This is a genomic window from Lacisediminihabitans sp. H27-G8, from assembly GCF_046156175.1.
GTDB lineage: Bacteria > Actinomycetota > Actinomycetes > Actinomycetales > Microbacteriaceae > Lacisediminihabitans.
Genome location: NZ_JAYLVL010000001.1, coordinates 58,586 through 75,946, shown reverse-complemented (window position 1 = coordinate 75,946; position 17,361 = coordinate 58,586). Strand labels below are relative to the sequence as shown.

General features: G+C 66.2%; 14 protein-coding genes and 1 pseudogene. 5 read left to right on the top strand and 10 right to left on the bottom strand.

Translation table 11 applies throughout. The annotated features are described in order from the left end of the window. Window positions 1-8: 8 nt before the first annotated feature. The 3 genes from VLI63_RS00350 (at window position 9) to VLI63_RS00340 (ending at window position 1,741) form a co-directional block, all read left to right on the top strand. A complete protein-coding gene (locus VLI63_RS00350; RefSeq protein WP_409154935.1) occupies window positions 9-209 on the top strand; it encodes a DUF2188 domain-containing protein in 201 nt (66 codons plus the stop codon). Between the two features lie 22 nt (window positions 210-231). Then, the gene (locus VLI63_RS00345; RefSeq protein ID WP_409154934.1) at window positions 232-765 is read left to right on the top strand and encodes a carboxymuconolactone decarboxylase family protein; all 534 of its coding nucleotides are present in this window, start codon (window positions 232-234) and stop codon (window positions 763-765) included. Window positions 766-928: 163 nt separating this feature from the next. After that, window positions 929-1,741 (top strand): SDR family NAD(P)-dependent oxidoreductase, encoded by an 813-nt coding sequence (locus VLI63_RS00340; protein WP_409154933.1) that lies wholly within the window; start codon window positions 929-931, stop codon window positions 1,739-1,741. Between the two features lie 46 nt (window positions 1,742-1,787). Here VLI63_RS00340 and VLI63_RS00335 read toward each other — a convergent pair whose 3' ends face one another. Continuing rightward, entirely contained in the window at window positions 1,788-2,372 is a 585-nt protein-coding gene (locus VLI63_RS00335) for a thermonuclease family protein (protein WP_409154932.1), read from the bottom strand. 127 nt (window positions 2,373-2,499) lie between these two features. On the opposite strand from VLI63_RS00335, the gene VLI63_RS00330 reads away from it, so the two are divergent. Further along, window positions 2,500-2,817, top strand: a complete 318-nt coding sequence (locus tag VLI63_RS00330) for a hypothetical protein (protein ID WP_409154931.1) — start codon at window positions 2,500-2,502, stop codon at window positions 2,815-2,817. A gap of 257 nt (window positions 2,818-3,074) precedes the next feature. Here VLI63_RS00330 and VLI63_RS00325 read toward each other — a convergent pair whose 3' ends face one another. Then, complete coding sequence (locus VLI63_RS00325; protein WP_409154930.1) at window positions 3,075-4,241, bottom strand: RtcB family protein; 1,167 nt, start codon at window positions 4,239-4,241, stop codon at window positions 3,075-3,077. Window positions 4,242-4,550: 309 nt separating this feature from the next. Continuing rightward, the gene (locus tag VLI63_RS00320) at window positions 4,551-5,375 is read right to left on the bottom strand and encodes an endonuclease/exonuclease/phosphatase family protein (RefSeq protein WP_409154929.1); all 825 of its coding nucleotides are present in this window, start codon (window positions 5,373-5,375) and stop codon (window positions 4,551-4,553) included. A 55-nt stretch (window positions 5,376-5,430) separates the two neighbouring features. Here VLI63_RS00320 and VLI63_RS00315 point away from each other — a divergent pair, with 55 nt between their 5' ends. Next, window positions 5,431-5,682, top strand: a complete 252-nt coding sequence (locus tag VLI63_RS00315) for a DUF1653 domain-containing protein (RefSeq protein ID WP_409154928.1) — start codon at window positions 5,431-5,433, stop codon at window positions 5,680-5,682. 10 nt (window positions 5,683-5,692) lie between these two features. On the opposite strand, the pseudogene VLI63_RS00310 reads toward VLI63_RS00315, so the two are convergent. From VLI63_RS00310 to VLI63_RS00280, 7 genes and pseudogenes are all read right to left on the bottom strand, one after another. Beyond that, window positions 5,693-6,898: pseudogene (locus tag VLI63_RS00310) on the bottom strand (cation:proton antiporter). Window positions 6,899-6,912: 14 nt separating this feature from the next. Further along, window positions 6,913-7,401, bottom strand: coding sequence for a cation:proton antiporter regulatory subunit (locus VLI63_RS00305; protein ID WP_409154927.1), 489 nt, complete (start codon window positions 7,399-7,401; stop codon window positions 6,913-6,915). Window positions 7,402-7,480: 79 nt separating this feature from the next. Next, window positions 7,481-8,152, bottom strand: a complete 672-nt coding sequence (locus tag VLI63_RS00300; protein ID WP_409154926.1) for a M50 family metallopeptidase — start codon at window positions 8,150-8,152, stop codon at window positions 7,481-7,483. A 64-nt stretch (window positions 8,153-8,216) separates the two neighbouring features. Further along, entirely contained in the window at window positions 8,217-9,017 is an 801-nt protein-coding gene (locus VLI63_RS00295) for a hypothetical protein (RefSeq protein WP_409154925.1), read from the bottom strand. Window positions 9,018-9,074: 57 nt separating this feature from the next. Beyond that, a complete protein-coding gene (locus VLI63_RS00290) occupies window positions 9,075-12,392 on the bottom strand; it encodes a glucodextranase DOMON-like domain-containing protein (protein WP_409154924.1) in 3,318 nt (1,105 codons plus the stop codon). 94 nt (window positions 12,393-12,486) lie between these two features. Continuing rightward, window positions 12,487-14,643 carry a transglycosylase domain-containing protein gene (locus tag VLI63_RS00285; protein ID WP_409154923.1) on the bottom strand — a complete coding sequence of 719 codons (2,157 nt, stop codon included), beginning with the start codon at window positions 14,641-14,643 and terminating at the stop codon, window positions 12,487-12,489. 146 nt (window positions 14,644-14,789) lie between these two features. Beyond that, entirely contained in the window at window positions 14,790-17,312 is a 2,523-nt protein-coding gene (locus tag VLI63_RS00280; protein ID WP_409154922.1) for a phosphoketolase, read from the bottom strand. Between the last annotated feature and the right edge of the window lie 49 nt (window positions 17,313-17,361).

Below are 17,361 nucleotides of genomic sequence, written 5' to 3'. Positions count from 1 at the left end.
CTAGAGACATGACTAAGGGCGACGTGGAAACCATGGACAAAGACGGCCAGTGGGTGAACCGGGTGATCGGCGAGCCGGAACGCAGCGAGAGCTACACCAGCAAGGAAGAGGCGATCGAAGAGGGCCAAGCGCTGGCCGACCAGCTCGGCACGACGCACACCGTGCGCCCGGCAGTGGCGACGGGCGACATCACCGATCCGCAGGAATAGTGCGCACCTGTCCGGTCGCATCGTGAGCGCCTTCATCACGCCGCCCCGGCGAATTCCGTTCTACCTCCGTGTCGGCCTGTGGGTCGCCGAACGCTCCGCGGGACAGCGCCTCCTTGGCCCGCGGCTCCTCAGCTGGTATCCGCGGGCGGCAATCGGCTCCGGCATCCTCGAATCCCTCGTCGCCCACCACGACGGGCGGGTCACCGAGCGAATGCTCAAGCTGGTGCGCCTTGCGGTCTCGTTCGCCGTCGAGTGTCCGTTCTGTATGGGTATGAACTCCAACGGCTGGGAGAAACTGATCTCGGATGACGAACTCGCGGCCGTGCAGGGACGCCGCCCTCTCGACGAAGTGCCCTCCCTCACCCCTGCCGAGCGACTCGCTGTCGAATACGCCCGGCTGGCCTCCGCGACGCCCCTCGCCTTCCCGCACGGATTCGGCGAATTGTTGCGCGCTTCCTTCACCGAGCGGGAGATGGTCGTCCTCGCCACTACCGCTGCCCAGGTCAACTACTGGGCGCGGGCGCTTCAGGCGCTGGGTGCGCCAGCCGCGGGCTGAACTTCGCGAGCTGAGCTTCCAGCAGGCTGAGCTTCCAGCAGGTAGAGCGTCGACGGCGCTGTGCTTCGACGGCCCTCGGCTTCGCGCAGCCTCGGCTCCGAGCGGGCGCACGACTCCGATCCCGGCGGTGCGAACACCCAGCCGCGTCGAGTGATAATCGACAATGCCCGAAACCATGATCATCACCGGAGCCAGCGATGGAATCGGAGCCGCAGCCGCCCGAGCCCTCGCCGCTAGCGGCCACACTGTCGTCATCGTAGGCCGTTCTGCCGAGAAGACGAAGAGGGTGGCGGATTCCCTCGGCGCCGAGTACTTCGTCGCCGACTTCTCGAAGCTCAGCGAGGTGCGCCGCCTTGCCGCCGAGCTGCGCGAGCGCTACCCGCGCATCGACGTGCTCGCCAACAACGCCGGCGGCATCTTCGGGGACCGCACCGTCACCGAGGACGGCCACGAGCTCACCCTGCAGGTGAACCACCTCGCGCCGTTCCTGCTCACCACCCTGCTGATGGACCGCCTGGTCGAGAGCCGGGCGCGTGTCATCAACACCTCGAGCGTCGCGAACCTGAGCGGAAACATCGACATCGATGACCTGGACCTGGCTGCCCAGTTCAGTGCGGGCAAGGCGTACAGCAATGCCAAGCTCGACAACATCCTGTTCACCAAGGAACTCGACCGCCGCTTCGGCGCGGACGGCATCAGCACGGCAGCATTCCATCCCGGAGTCGTCGCATCGAACTTCGCCAGCGAATCGACCAGCCCGCTGCGCGTGATCTATCGCAGCATCCTGCGCCACACCCTGATCTCGAACGAGAAGGGTGCCGACACCCTGGTCTGGCTGGCGACGACCAACCCCGGCGCTGACTGGACGCCAGGCGAGTACTACATCAAGCGCAAGCCCGGACGCACCAACCGGCAAGCGGATGACGCGCAGCTCGCTTCAGCGCTGTGGGAACGCAGCGCCGAGATGGTCGCCTAGCGCTTAGGGCTCGTCCGCAAGGCCCTGTCGGGCGTCGGGGAACGCACTATCCGCACGCCCCCGACCACAACCCGAGCCTCGCGTCCTTGGCGCGCGCCACTGCCGCCTGCACGGTCGCATATCCCGCCACGTTCTGGCCGTAGCGCACAGCGCGCCCCAGCCCCTCCTGGGCCAGCACCTCGCTCACGTTCTGCCCGCTCGCCGTGACTACCGTCGCCAGCGTGCGTCCGTACTGGTCCACCCTTTCCACGTCGAAGACCAGCCCGATCGTCGATCCCACCGGCGTCAACTGCTTCAGTCGAGCGGATGCCTCCGGCCCCATGCACTGCACGGGCGTGTTGTCTTTGACCGTCTCAGGCGTGTCGACGTTGAGCAGCCGGATGCGCGTGCGCACCCCGCGAAGGGAGACATCGAGCGTGTCACCATCCACGAGGTGGGTGACCCGGCCTTGCTCGGTGGGGATCGGTGCGACCGAGGGCGAGGAAGTATCCGGTGCCCGTGATGCCTCAGGCACGATCGGCGACCCGCTGTCAGTGCTGGCGAGCTGGGGAATCAGCACCACCGCTGATGCCACGGCCAGCGCGATCACGACGAGCACGGGTCCCACGGCGGTGCGACGGCGCTCACTCATGGGTACACGGTAGCGCGCACCGGCAGCGAAGAACGGCGACCCACAGTCGTATCGTTTGTTGGTGGTCCCTGCCAGCTTGGGCGGTCGCTTAGTCAAGGTGAGCCTGCAATGTCGATATGTTGAGTCCGTGATCGAGTCCACCGATTCAGCCCCGAGTAGGGAAGCCATCGGGGTGATCCCGGGGCTCGCGCTATTGTTCGTCCGGGGAATCCTCTTGTGGATCGTGATTCCGTTGGGGTTCTTGGCATGGGTCGTATTCACGCCTTGGTTGCATGGGCGTCGCATCACGCTCGGGCAGTTTTTAGGGTGGGTCGACAACAATGTCGTAGCCGCCCGTGAACGCAGCGTCCTTCGTCCGCTGTTTCGTAGGCCACCTCAGCCTTGGATTCGAGCCTGCGATATCGAGCGCGTGCACCACCGGATAGGCAAGTTCGACCTCTACTGAGGCAACCACTGTCCCGAACGGCGTTCTGCTCTGTCGACTTCACCATCTGCTTTGCCGCAACAATCACCGGGAGCGGGCAGACGACGGTTTCGTGCTGATCTCCCCGGTCAAGATCGGCCCCTGTTCGGTCGCGATTTCACTTCCGTTCCCCTGTTGGGAGCTGCGAAACCTCCGACGTGCGGCGAGCCGATGGCGACGGAACGTCGGCTGCGGATGCCGCGTCCCGGAGTCTCCTCCGGAACGCGACATCCGCGGCGCTAGTCGCCCTTCACGTTCACGATCTGGTGCAGCGTGTGCACGATCGACACGAGGTCGGATGCATCGGCCATCACCTGGTCGATCGGCTTGTAGGCCGCCGGGATTTCATCGAGGAAGGCCTCGGTGTCCCGGTACTCGATGCCCACCATCGCCTCCCGGAGCTGCTCGTGAGTGAAGGTCTTGCGAGCCGCACTCCGCGAGTAGTTCCTGCCGGCCCCGTGCGGGCTCGACTCGAGCGCGACCGGGTTTCCGAGCCCCTCCACCACGTAGGAGGCGGTGCCCATCGAACCCGGGATCAGACCCAACTGGCCCTTCCTCGCAGAGATCGCCCCCTTCCGGGAGAGCCAGACGCTCTTGCCGAAATGAGTCTCCTTCTGCGTGAAGTTGTGGTGGCAGTTGATCCGCTCCTGCTCGACTACGGCGATCCCCATCCACTCGTTCACCTGGCGGATGACCCGATCCATCATCTCCTCCCGGTTGAGCAGGGCGAAGTGCTGGGCCCAGTTCAGCTCGGCGATGTACCGGGCGAATTCGGGGGTGCCCTCCACGAGGTAGGCGAGGTCGGGGTCCGGCAGCGTGATCCACCATGTGCTCATCTGCGCCTGCGCGACCTTGATGTGCTTCTGGGCGATCTTGTTGCCGATACCCCGGCTTCCCGAGTGCAGGAACAGCCAGACGGCATCCGTCTCGTCGAGGCTGACCTCGATGAAGTGGTTACCGCTGCCCAGAGTGCCGAGCTGCAGCCGCCAGTTGCCGACGTACGATTCCGGGTCGAATCCGGCGGTCTCGGCCAGAGCCTCCAACTCGCGGATCCGCGGCTCGGCGGTCGCGACGATCTTGCGGTTGTACGCGCCGGCCGAGGTCGGGATGGCCCGCTCGATCTGCTCCCGGAGCTCGCGCAGGTCGTCGCCGAGCTGGGACCTCGTGAACTGGGTCTTCACCGCGATCATGCCGCAGCCGATGTCCACGCCGACGGCAGCCGGAATCACCGCACGCAGGGTGGGGATCACCGATCCGACTGTCGCACCGAGGCCCAGGTGGGCGTCCGGCATCAGGGCGAGGTGAGGGTAGATGAACGGCATCGTGGCAGTGGTGCGAGCCTGGGTCTCTGCCTTTTCGTCGAGGATGCTCGCCCAGCTCAGGAGCCGGTCGTTGATTTTCTTCATAGTCTTTCTGTCTACTGGGGGTGGAAATGGAGAGGGTCCCGGGGAGGGACGACTCTTCGACCTGCAGTATCGAAAAGACAAAACGCCCCGGGCCTCGACTGAGGCGGGGGCGTCGAATGACGTCGGTTGCCTAGGCGAGGTGCTGGAAATAGCGCTGCTCGCGCTTCAGGAGGGGCAGGGTCACATCGTACATCAGGCACCTCACTTCCAGATCATCGGGGCGTGCCGAGGATCGGCACAGAACCGCGAGCTTAGCTCCACTCCGGGAGGGATGTCCATACCCCGCGCAAATCGAGATCCGTCTGGGGGTCACACGGGCAGGGTGACGATCGCCTGCACGGGTGCGTGGTCCGAGGGCCAGGCACCGTCGAACCGGGCGACGTTGACGCCCGTGCGGGACACCGAGATCCCGGGTGTCGCGAGAATCCAGTCGATTCGCTTGTGGTCGAGTCGAGGGGGTCGGTAGTCGGGGAAGGTACCCCACGCCTCCGAGACATGCTCCGACGCGACATCCCAGGTGTCCACGAGGGTCCCCCCGGTGGTGATGGCCTGGTAGGGAAGCGAGCCGACGCTCGTGTTGAAATCGCCGGTGACAAGGGCCGGTAGGGGGCTGGCCGCGACGATCTCGCGCACCCGAGTGGCGGAATGGATGCGGGCATTGCGGGACCGGTGGTCGAAGTGGGTGTTCAGCACGCGGAACTCGACTCCCGTCTCCCGATCGCGAAAGACGGCCTCGACGAGCACGCGAGGAACCTTGTTGCCCCAGGTGGTCGAACCGCTGGCGTCCGGAGTGTCCGAGAGGGCGGTCTGCTTCCACTGCAGCATCGCGAGACGTCGACCGTCATAGAACAGCGGGCATCCTTCGCCGCCTCGGTCGGCGTTGCGTCCGTAGCCGACGGAGCGGTAGCGGGTGCCGAGGGCATGGCGCAGGAATGCGGCCTGGTCGGGCAGTGCCTCCTGAACGCCGATGATCGACGGCACCTCCGACTCGAGCAGTCGAGCGACCAGCGGCCTCCGTTTGACCCAGCGGTCCGGATTGCCGGGCAGGAGGCGCGGCATCCTCCGGCGGATGTTGAAACTCATCACCTGAAGCTCTGGCGCGGTGACGGGGCCGAGGAGAGGAGTATCCGTCACGCGCCAAGCCTACGGTCGACAGCTGCCGCGCGTGCGCAGGCGCTAGCCTTCTCGGATGGTTGACACGCACGATGGCTCGGCGCCGGAGGCTTCCTCCCCGGTCCCCACCGGAACCTACCGGCACTACAAGGGCAACCTGTACGAGGTCATCGGGGAGGCAACGCACTCGGAGACCGAGGAGTCGCTCGTCGTCTACCGCGCGCTCTACGGGGAGTTCGGGCTGTGGGTACGGCCTCGCGAGATGTTCCTCGGCGACGTCGACGTGGATGGCCGGAGCGTGCGCCGGTTCGCGCCCGTGGAAGCCTGATCCGTCGGGATCAGCCCAGCTCCGACGCGACCCCGGCCGCTCGCACCCTTTCCTGCCGGGCGCTGATCCGGCGGCGGAACCAGGCGGAGTCCGTCATCCGGGCCAGGACCGGTCCGGCGATCACGGTCAGCAGCACGTAGGCGGTCGCGAGCGGGGCGAGTCGCGGCTCGATTCCGGAGCCTGCCGCGAGGCCGGCGATCACGATCGAGAACTCGCCGCGCGGAGTCAGGGCGAATCCGGTGCGCCACCGGCCGGGCACACCGATTCCCGCGGCCGCCGCGGCGCGGTAGCCGGTGAAGGTCTTGGTTCCGATCGTGACCACGGCGAGGATCGCGGCCGGCAGCAACACCGGAGGGATGCTGGCCGGCTCGGTGGAGAGGCCGAAGAACACGAAGAACACCGCGGCGAACAGGTCGCGCAGCGGAGACAGGAGCTGCTGCGCGTTGTGCGCCACCCGCCCGGAGAGCGCGATCCCGACCAGGAATGCGCCGACCGCGGCCGAGACGTTCACTTCCTGGGCGATGCCGGCCACGAGCATGGTGAGTCCGAGCACGCCGAGAAGGAGCGATTCCGAGTGGTTGGCTGCGAAGAGCCGGGAGATGATGCGTCCGTGCCGCAGCGCGAGGTACAGAATCACCGCGACCACGAGCACGGCGACGACCAGCGCGGTCGCTCCCGCGAGCACCCCGGCCCCGATCACCAGCGCCGAGAGCACGGGAAGTTAGAACGCCATCGCCAGGTCCTCGATCACCAGGATCGACAGGATCGTCGGCGTCTCCCGGTTGCCCAGTCGACGCAGGTCCCGCAGCACCTTGGCGATCACCCCGGACGATGACACCCACGTGATTCCGGCCAGTGCGACGGCGGCCACCGGGCCCCACCCGAGCACGAGGGCACAGAGCGCGCCGGGCAGGGCGTTGAGGACGGCATCCAGGATTCCCGCGCTCCGGGAGCTCTTCAGGCTGGTGACGAGCTCGGTCGGCGAATATTCCAGCCCGAGCATGACCAGCAGGAGGATCACGCCGAGCTCGCTCCCGAAGGTGAAGAAGTCGTTACCGGCATCGAGGGGTACGAAGCCGCCGACACCGAACGCGAGACCGGCGAGAAGGTAGAACGGGATGGCCGAAATACCGATGCGGTCAGCCAGTCGTGATAGCAGGCTGAGACCGAGCAGTACGGCCCCGACTTCGATGAGGAGCAGGGCGGCGTCATGCATCGGCGGAAGGGATATCAGCCGTCGGTGAGAACGCGGGCGAGGGCGTCGAGCCCGGGGCGGGTGCCCACCGCGACGATGGTGTCGCCGGCCGCGAGGGCAGTGTCCGGGGTGGGTGAGGGGATGACATCCGCGCCCCTCACTATCGCGACGATCGAGGTGTGCGTGCGGGTGCGGGCCTTCGTGGCGCCGAGGACCTCGCCGGCGTAGGGCGATCCAGCAGAGATGAGAAGCTGCTCGGTGAACAGTCCCGCGGCCTGCTCGCGGATGCCCGCGAGTTGCCCGAGCATCAGGGAGGCACCGAGCACATCGGCGAGGGCGGCGGCCTCGTCGTCGGTCAGCGCGATGGAATCGACGGCCTCGTCAGGGTCGTCAATGCCGAACAGGGCAAGTTCGCGCTCTCCCGACCGATGGGAGACCACGCCGATGCGGCGGCCCATCTTGGTGATCACGTCGTGGCGCGTGCCGATCCCCGGCAGGTCCACTTTTTCGACTCGTACGCTCACGCGGCAACCCTAACAGGCGAGGTCGGCGGGGTCGGCGCAGCGGCGGGTGGTCACGAGAAGGTGACTCCGCGAGCGGTGATCACGCAATCAGCGGTGAGCCCAGGTACGACCAGACCGCGAAGACGCAGCTCGCGCCGATCAGCGCGGTGAAGAGCAGGAGCCAGAACGGCGACGGGATGCCCGTGCGGCGATACAGCAGGTACGCATCCGAGGTGGAGAGTTGGTCCCTGCGCCACAGGTGCACGCCGATGACCGTTCCGAGAGCCCGCACCGCGCCGACGAGCAGGGCGATCCCGATGACAAGCAGCGCATAGCCCTGCAGGGAGGGAGTGGCGAAAAACCAGAGCAGCGCACTGGTGGCCGCCGAGACGATCACGATGACAGCGCCGAAAGCATTGCGGATCACCAACAGCGTGAGCACCAGCACGACCCCGCCGGCGAACAGGGCGAGGGCGGTGTATCCGTTGAACACGCTCCAGAGCAGGGCTGCGCCGACGATGGCGGGTGCCGGATAGCCGAACACCCCGCTCACGACGGTGCCGAACGTGCCGCGCCCGCTGCTCAGTGCGTCACCAGAGTGATTGCGGCGGATGCGGATGCCGTGGACGACCCGCCCGGTGAGGATCGCGGCGACCGCATGCCCGAGTTCGTGCACCAGTGTCGCGAAGAGTCCGAAGTACTGCCACGTTGCCCGCGGCAGACTGAGTACTGCGGCGACCGCCAGGATCACGAGCAGCACCGGCAACGGCACGGCGACCGGCGCCGTTCGCGTGAAGAGTGGTGCGAGGAAGTCGATGGTCTTCAGTCTGCCATCGCTAGCGCGCAGGATTGATGTAAAGCTGAGGCGTGCACCCCTCCTCGCCGGGCATGAGCTGAATTCGATCGAACGACGGGATGATCGTCACCCCGCTCGCACCGCGCACGCCGACCATGCAGTCGAACTGCGCGGGAACACCAATGGCCACGACGAGCTCGCCGGTTTTCGGACCGGTAGTGACTTCGGTGCTCTCGATTCGGATGAATTTTTGGGGAAACGCTCGACGCACATCGGCGGTGAGCGAGCCAGCCGTTGTGGACGTGAGAACGTCCGTCAGGCGCGTGTCCGCGTCGGCAGGCAGTGCGGGAAGCGGTCGCGGGCTGGGAATCGCGCGTGGCTCGCCGGGCGGGCACAGGATCTCGTGCACGGAGAGGGTGTCGTAGTAGCGAAAGCCGATCGCGGCATAGTGGAAACAGCGGGTCGAACTTCCGGCCTGGTAGGAACTGTCTCCAATCGAGGTCGCGGCGTGAGAGGGCACCTCGACGTGGAATTCGAGCTCGATCTGGGCGCCGTTGCCAGTGCCGGTGCTCCCGCTCCACTTCAGAGGCGCAACCGTGACCGATGGTGCGCCCGCGGACGCCGACTGGTACGCAGGCAGTGAGGTCGCGACCAGATACTCGGCATCGCGGGTATTGATCTCCGGGGGAGTGATTTCGGAGCCGAACTTCTCGGACAGCGCGGTGATGAGATCAGACGCGCGACGGTCTCCCTCAGACTGGAGTACGCATCCGGTGAGAAGCACCGACACCACGGTGGTCAGCGCGAGCGTCACGCCCACAATCTTGCGAGAATCCCTCATTCGCAGATCCTAGCCGGTCACCCGGGGCGGCTATCGGCGTCACAGCGCGCGCATTCTCTAAGGCAGAATCACCGCCGCCAGCTTCACCGGCCCCGCCGTGTAGTCGAGCTCAGTCGCCTGGGACACTCCCGACGGCACGATCGTGTCCATCACCTTCGGCACGGTGTTCGGGTCGGCGGAACACAGGGCGCTCGACGATGCCACGGCGCACACCCCGAAGCTGTAATCACCGGCCGTCGCGCTGAAGGCGCGGGTCTGATCCACACCATGCGTGCCGTCCTGGCCCGTGAGGGCCACGGTGAAGCCCCATCCGGACGCGGGCGTTCCGCCGAGTGCGGTCTTGTCCACGCTGAAGGTGATGTAACGGCTGACCGCGTTGGCGCCGACCGTCACGGCGCCGAGCGAAGCGCCCGAGGCATCCACGAACCTGTTGTTTCCGAACCCCTGCGCCTCGATCAGGCGGCTCCACGGGGTGAGAGTCGAGTAGTTCATCCCCGGGTAGGACGATGCCGTGGAGGTGGCTGCGGCGCCGGGGATAGCGACGTAGACATCCACGAGCTGGGCACCGTTGGTCGATCCGAAGGTGGGGGTGAGGTCGGCGGTCTGCACCCGGAAGGTGACTGTCGATCCTGTGTCGTAGACCTGGAAGCGGTCGAGGTCGAAGGCTCCCGCGTGGAAGTCGCCGGCCTTCGGATAGGCGTAGTTGCCCGGCCCGTTGTCGTCACCGGTGGGGTCGTCGGTGCTGTAGACGAGCGTGCCGTTCACGACGTCGTTCACCACCGAGCGCACCACCTGCGCGGTGCCACCGTTCGTCGCCGTGCTCGTGATCACGAAGACGTTGGTGCCGGCGGCTGAGGTGACGTCGACGCTAAACGACCCATCCGCGGCCGCCGTCGTGTGTGTCAGGGTGGTGACACTATTCGCATCCGTCGCCACGTCGGCGATGTCGATGGCCGAGCCGGCCGCGGCAGTGCCACTCACCGTTGTCGTGGCGCCGGTCGCAGATCCGTCGGCCGGAGCCGTGACCGTGAGCGGTGTCGAGCCCTGCGTGTGCGTCACATAGCGGTCCCGCACGGGGGCCGGCTGCTCGAGGCTGCGCCCCGCGGACAGGTCTGCCGTGAGGCGAACCTGTGACGCCGATCCCCAGGTCAACGGGGAAGCCGATCCGTCCGCCTTGCCATTGACAAAGCCGATGGATGCCGTCGCCGGGTCGGTACCGAACGGTGAGGCGGGCACATCAGCCCGGTCCCACACCTGCTCCGGCACGAGTCCCGGGCCGGAGTTCATCCGGTTGATCGAAACCAGCACCGACGACGCGTCGGATTTCTGTCCCTGGGCGAGGTACTGCTGCGCCCGTTCCGCTCCCAGGACCGGCCACGGGTGGCCAGTTCCGGAGAAGTTGTTCGTCCAGGGGGCGCCGGTGACCGTGCAGTTCGTTCCGGCGCCGACGAAGCAGTCACCGTAGCCGTCACCGTTGTAGCGCAACCATCCGGCGCCGCTGTCGGTGGGGCGCTGGATCGTGCCATCCGTCACCGCGAGCGAATTGAGGATCACCGGGTCTGACGCCGGCAGGATGCCGAGGCGCACGTATTCGAGGAAGCCTGCATCGACCACCGCACGCTGGTCGAGCGTCGGTCCGCCGTTGCCCACGTTGTAGCTGATCGCGGCATTCGGGTCGCCGTTCTTGGAGAGCCGGATGAAATACGGAGAGCTGGAGAGCGGCCCGTTCGTCGTCACGCCCCAGGTCTTGATCGTTCGCTGGTACTGGTCGGCTGTCGCCCTCCAGACACGCGCACTGGCGGGATCGTTGTGCTGGTCGGCGATGGTCGCGGCAGCGATGAGCCCCGCGATCTCGGCGGCGATGGTGGAGGGGGAGTAGCCGGTCTGCTCCTCCCAGCGCTCGACCCCGAAGCTGGGCCCGTGGCTCACGAGGAAGTTGGCGGCACTCTTCACCCGAGGCCAGAGGGTGTTGTCTCCGGCGAGTCCGGACTGCAGTGCCATCAGGATCGGGTACGCCGTCTCATCCAGTTGGTCGTTGAAAGCATCGGCGGCCTTGGTGCCATCCAGCAGCGAGTTGCGGGGTTGCGATCCGTTCGCCTGCTGGCTCTTCAGCAGCAGGTAGCGCACCGTCGCCTGCGCTGTGGAGACATCGCCGTCGGTGTAGAGCGCGGTCCAGGCCTCGTAGAGGTCGCGCGCGAACACCTCCTTGTAGCCGCCGACGAAGAGGTTGTTCGGGTCGTTCGCCACGATGGACTGGCCCCACGGGGCATCCAATCCGGCAACGATCGCGCCCGGGTACGTCTTGTCTTCTGAGGCCTTCACCACATTGGCCGACTGGTAATAGTTCTTGATCGCGGCCAGTCTCTGCGAGCCGGTCAGCCCGGGGGTCGTGAGCACCGGGAACTTCAGGCCGGCGTCGTAGCGAGCCCAACCGGCGAGGTAACTCGCCGTCAGGCGGGCCTGCGAGGAGCTCACGGTCGCTCGCGCCGTCGCGACGGCCGCAGCCTGGGAGGTGCCGAATCCGAGCGCGAGCACGGCTCGGCCCTCGCGGTCACGCTGCACGCCGACGGTCTGCTCGACGTTGCCGTTCGTCGCCGTCGTCGTGACCGGGCCGAGAGTGTGGGATGAATCGAGCTGGACGAGTCCGTCGCTCGCTGTTCCGACGAATCCACTGCTGGCGCTGCTGAAGGACCGATCGCCCGTGAGAGCGAGAAAGGAGGGCACGGCATAGGCCGTGCGGTTGGCCTGGCTCGTCGTCTTCGTGTCGAAGGAGACCGGCACGGACTGCCCGCTGCTCGTATCGATGACGGCGCTGTCGGCACCTCCGTTGGCAGCGCCACCGCCGCCGTTCCCGCCCGCATTCGCGTCGAGACGCACGTAGAGCGCGTAGCTGCGAGCCGCTTTCGTGAGCGGCTGGAAGGTGGTGCGCACCACCACACTGTCGCGCGAAGGGTCGGTGAGGTAGGTGTTCACCAAGCGGTAGGCACCGCTCTTCGCGGTCGACGTGATCGTGCAGACCGTGCCCGTGGGATCAGACGACACGGTGTACGTGGTGTCCCGGCTCTGCAGGTCGGTGAAGGAAGATCCGTCGGTGACGAGGTACTGCATCGTCTCGACATTGGTCGCGTCGAGGGTGGGTGCGTAGACATCGGAGAGGATGCCTCCGGCCACGGTGAACCAGATCTTGGAGTCGGTCGTGCGCGAGGTGCCGACACAGTCCTTGCGGGACTGGCCCTGATGGCTCGTGGCACCGGGCGCACCGGCCGCCTCAGCCGCGGGGGTGGCTGCGGTGGAAGCGGAAGCCGAGCCGACCGACAGCGACACGAGGGCAAGGGTTGCGATGAGGGCTGGCGCGACAATGCTGCGTCGGAACATGGGGGGTCTCTCCTTTGAGAACGTTCTACTTTCGAACGCTAGCCCCGCAACCGAGCTCGGTCAACACCCGATCTGTCTACCGTTCGGATCGCGTCTATTTGGCGGCGGCTTGAGCGGCTGCGGTCCCGCGTCCGCTGACGAGAGCCGGATCGGGAGCGGGGAACGCGCCACCGCGATAATCCGGATTCGCGTTCAGCGAGGTCATGGTGTTGCGGAAGATGTTGAACTTGGTGTTGTAGCCGTTGGTGCCGGCGAGCGTGATCTTGCGGAGGGAGCGGTGGCCACCATCCGTGTTGCCCACCCACACCGCCAGGGACATCTTCGTGGTGGTCGCGATCAACCAGTTCTGCGCCGCATCCTCGGTGGTCCCGGTCTTGCCGACGATCGGCACACCGTCGCGCGGCCGTCCGGCGGTGCCGGTGCCGGATGTCATGACGGCGCTGAGGGCGTAGGCCACGGTCGCGGCGATGTTGGGTGCGACCGCCTGGCTGCAGGAGCGGGGCTGCCCCGGGGCATCCTTGCCGTCCGGCCCGACGACCTTGTCGATGATCGTCGGCGCGCAGTACATCCCGTTGGCGCCGACGGTCGCGATGGCGGCCGCCATCGTCACCGGGGCGATCTCGTTGGTGCCGATGATCGCCGCGGGCTGGGCGCCGAGTTCCGCCCCATCGGCGCGGTGGACGCCGTAGGCCTTCGCGGTATCCCGGATGTCACAGACGTCGAGCTTCTGTGCCATGGACAGGAAGGCAAGGTTGACCGAATTCTTCGTTGCCGTCGCGACGGTCATCATCCCGCCCTCGCCCGGGGAGTCGTTGTGGAAGAAGAACGGCGGTTGGCCGTCGGAGTTGATGCACCGTGCGTTGAACGTGCTCAGGTTGAACGGTCGGGCTGTGCCGTTCACGACCTCGCTCAGGGTATGACCCTTCTCCAGCCACTCCGTCAAGGTGAAGATCTTGTAGGTCGACCCGGTCTGGAAGCCGATCGAGCCCCCGTACTGTTTGTCGGTCATGTAGTCGACGGCGGTAGTCGTCGGCCCACCGCCGTCCTTCGAATTGTCGAAGGCCTTGTTCTGCGCCATCACCACGATGCGGCCGGTACCGGGTTGCACCGCCACCGCCGCCGCACCCAGCGCGAAGCGCGACTCCTCCGGGGGAGCGCTCGCGTTGAGATTGTTCTGCGCGACATCCTGCTGGTTGAGATCGATGCTCGTATAGATGCTGTAACCGCCGGCTGCCCATGCCGCGGCCCGAGCCTCCGCGGTGGCGCCGAGGGCGGTGAGCGTGGGGACCAGCCGCAGGGCGAAGTCGCATGCGAACTTCGCGTCGGCCGCGTAGAGGCATCCGTTGTTGGGCGTGCGCAGCTTCGGTTCGATCGGTGTCGCCAACGCCGCCTGGTAGGCGGTGTCCTCGATGTAGCCGAGGTCGTGCATGTCGAACAGGATCAGGTCGCGGCGCTCTTTGTTGGCGGCATAGAGCGAGGGGTCGCTGAGATTTCGCGCGTTCGGCTGCTGCACCATCGCGATGAGACTCGCGGCCTGGGGGAGCGTGACGTCCCTCGCGCTCACACTGAAATACTTCTGCGCCGCCGATTCGATGCCGTAGGTGTTGCCACCGAAGCCGGCAATATTCAGATAGCCGAGGAGGATCTCCTTCTTGGAGTACCGCTTCTCGAGGCCGATGGCGAACTTCATCTCGCGCACTTTGCGATTGAGAGTATCGTCGATCGCGGCCGCATAGGCCTTCTTCTTCTTGGCCGGATCGTCCACCCGCAGGGCACGCTGGATCAGGATGTTCTTCACAAGCTGCATCGCGATGGTCGAACTGCCGCTGGTGATCGACTTGTGTACGAGGTTGCCCGCCGCCGCGCGCACGATCGCCTTGACGTCGACTCCGCCGTGCTCCCAGAACCGGCGGTCTTCGCCGGCGACAGTCGCTTCGGTGATGAATTTCGAGACGCCGTCCCAGGACACGCTCTGGCGATCCTGGTCATAGATCGTGGCGATGGCGACGGGTGCACCGTCGCGCTGGGCGTAGATCTGGTTGCGCTGGGTCTGCGCATCGATAGTGAGATACCCCGGCAGATTGTCGAAGAATCCGATCGAGGCGCTTGCACCTCGACTGGCGACCAGAATCGACGGCAGGGCGAGGGATGCCACGAGCACGCCGGCGAGCAGGCTGAAGAACACCAGACCGATCAGGGAACCGAATACCGTACCCCGTTTGCCATAGTCCGACACCGAAGACTGGCTCATGGCGGTCTGCAAGGGTGCAGGCTCCCGCGATTTCCGACTCACAACCAGGCCCCCCTTTCGCCTCACCTCACCATTGTGAGTCGCACTGTACGCGTCGGTCTACCCCGTTGGGGCACGTGCCCGAATCGTGACCTTCCTGCTGATCCTCAGCTGTTGTCCCCGCCCGTTTCGGAGGCGGAGATCGCGCCGACCCCGGATCCGTTCCAGGTCCAGTCGGCGACCTCCGGGATGTCCTCGCCCTGCTCTCGGGTGTACGCCCGGGCGCGCTGGCGGGAGTCCTGCATGTCCTGACGAAGGACCGCAGAACGGGCGGCGAGACCGGGAACGCGATCGATCACGTCCATCACGAGGTGATAGCGGTCGAGGCTGTTCAGCATCGCCATGTCGAATGGCGTGGTCGTTCCGCCCTCTTCGTTGAAACCGCGCACGTGGATGTTGGAGTGCCCGCTGCGGCGGTAGGTGAGCCGATGGATCAAGGTCGGATAGCCGTGGTACGCGAACACGACGGGCTTATCGGTCGTGAAGATCGCGTCGAACTCGCGGCTCGCAAGGCCGTGTGGATGCTCCGATTCGTCCTGGAGGCGCATGAGGTCGATCACGTTGACGACCCGCACCTTGAGCTCCGGCAGTCGCTCGCGCAAGATGGATGCCGCCGCCATCGTCTCGAGGGTCGGCACATCGCCGGCGCACGCGAGCACAACATCGGGCTCCTCTCCCTCGACCTCTGTGCCGGCCCAGTCCCAGATGCCGACTCCGCGGGTGCAGTGCGCGATCGCGTCTGGCATGCTCAGCCACTGCGGGCTCGGCTGCTTTCCGGCGACGACCACATTCACGTAGTCGACGGAGCGCAGGCAGTGATCGTAGGTGGACAGCAGGGTGTTCGCATCGACCGGGAAATACACCCGCACGATGCTCGCCTTCTTGTTCACCACATGGTCGATGAACCCCGGGTCCTGGTGGCTGAACCCGTTGTGGTCCTGGCGCCATACGTGGCTCGACAGCAGGTAGTTGAGCGAGGAGATCGGGAGACGCCACTCGAGCTTCTTCGACTCCTGCAGCCACTTGGCGTGCTGGCTGAACATCGAATCGATGATGTGGATGAATGCCTCGTAGCAGTTGAACATGCCGTGCCTTCCGGTGAGCAGGTAGCCCTCGAGCCATCCCTCGCACTGGTGTTCACTCAGCATCTCCATCACTCGCCCGGCGCGCGCGAGGTGCTCATCGACCGGCCAGATCGCGCTGTCCCATTGCTTGTCGGTGGCTTCGTAGACGTCTTGCAGGCGGTTGGACGCCGTCTCGTCCGGTCCGAAGATGCGGAAGTTGGTTGGGTTCGCGCGGATCACTCCGGCGAGCCACCCACCGAGCACCTTCGTCGCTTCAATCGCGACGCTTCCCGGCTCTCCGACCTCGACTGCCGACTCCCGGAAGTCGGGAAGCTCGAGGTCGCGACGCAGTCGACCGCCGTTCGCAAAGGGGGTCGCAGACATCCGCAGGTCGCCCTTTGGCGCGAGCTCCGCGATCCAGTCGACCAGGCGACCGGATTCGTCGAACAGCTCGGCAGGCTTGTACTTCAGCATCCAGTTCTCGAGGATGCGGGTGTGTTCCTCGGTGTCGCGGGCGTTCGCAAGGGGCACCTGGTGGGCTCGCCAGGTGTTCTCCACGGGCTTGCCGTCGATCTCCGCCGGGCAGGTCCAGCCCTTCGGCGTGCGAAGGATGATCATCGGCCAGACGGCGGTGCCCTCGAGCTCGCCCTCCGCTGCCGCCTTTTTGATGCGCGCGATCTCGTTGAGCACCTCGTCGAGGGTCTCCGCCATTCGCTCGTGCACGCGCAGGGGGTCTTCGCCGTCGAAGCCCCCGGAGACGATGTACGGCTTGTGGCCGTAGCCGCGCATGAGGTCGAGCAGCTGCTCCTCCGGGATGCGGGCGAGGATGGTGGGGTTCGCGATCTTGTAGCCGTTGAGGTGCAGGATCGGAAGCACCACGCCATCCTGAAGCGGGTCGATGAACTTATTGGAGTGCCAGGCGGTCGCGAGCGGACCCGTCTCGGCTTCGCCGTCACCGATCACACACGCGACGAGAAGGTCGGGGTTGTCGAAGGCCGCACCGTAGGCGTGCGAGAGCGAATAGCCGAGTTCTCCGCCCTCATTGATCGATCCGGGCACGTTCGGTGCCGCGTGGCTCGGGATGCCACCGGGGAACGAGAACTGCCGGAACAACCGACGGATGCCCTCAGCGTCCTCTCGGATCGAGGAGTACAACTCCGAATAGGTGCCTTCCAGGTAGCTGTTGGCCACCATGCCCGGACCGCCGTGACCGGGGCCGGTGATGTAGAGGGTCTTCTGTTCGCGTTCCCGGATGATCCGGTTGAGATGCGCATAGATGAAGTTGAGCCCCGGGGTCGTGCCCCAGTGGCCCAGAAGGCGGGGTTTGATGTTCTCCAGCGCCAGGGGGGTGCGAAGCAGGGGGTTGTCGAGCAGGTAGATCTGGCCGATCGACAGGTAGTTCGCGGCCCGCCACCAGCCGTCGATCTGGGCGAGCGTGTGCGGATCGAGGGGGGTGATGTTCTTGGACGGCCAGAAGGAGGTGCCCCCGGTGCCGTGCTCGGTGTCGCCGGGCGTGTTCGCCGCGGTGGTGTTCGCCGTATCGACGGTGCTGATCGTGTCGGTCATCTGGGCTCCACTTCAGTCGGGCTGCGCGTGCTGCAGCCTGTGTGGCACC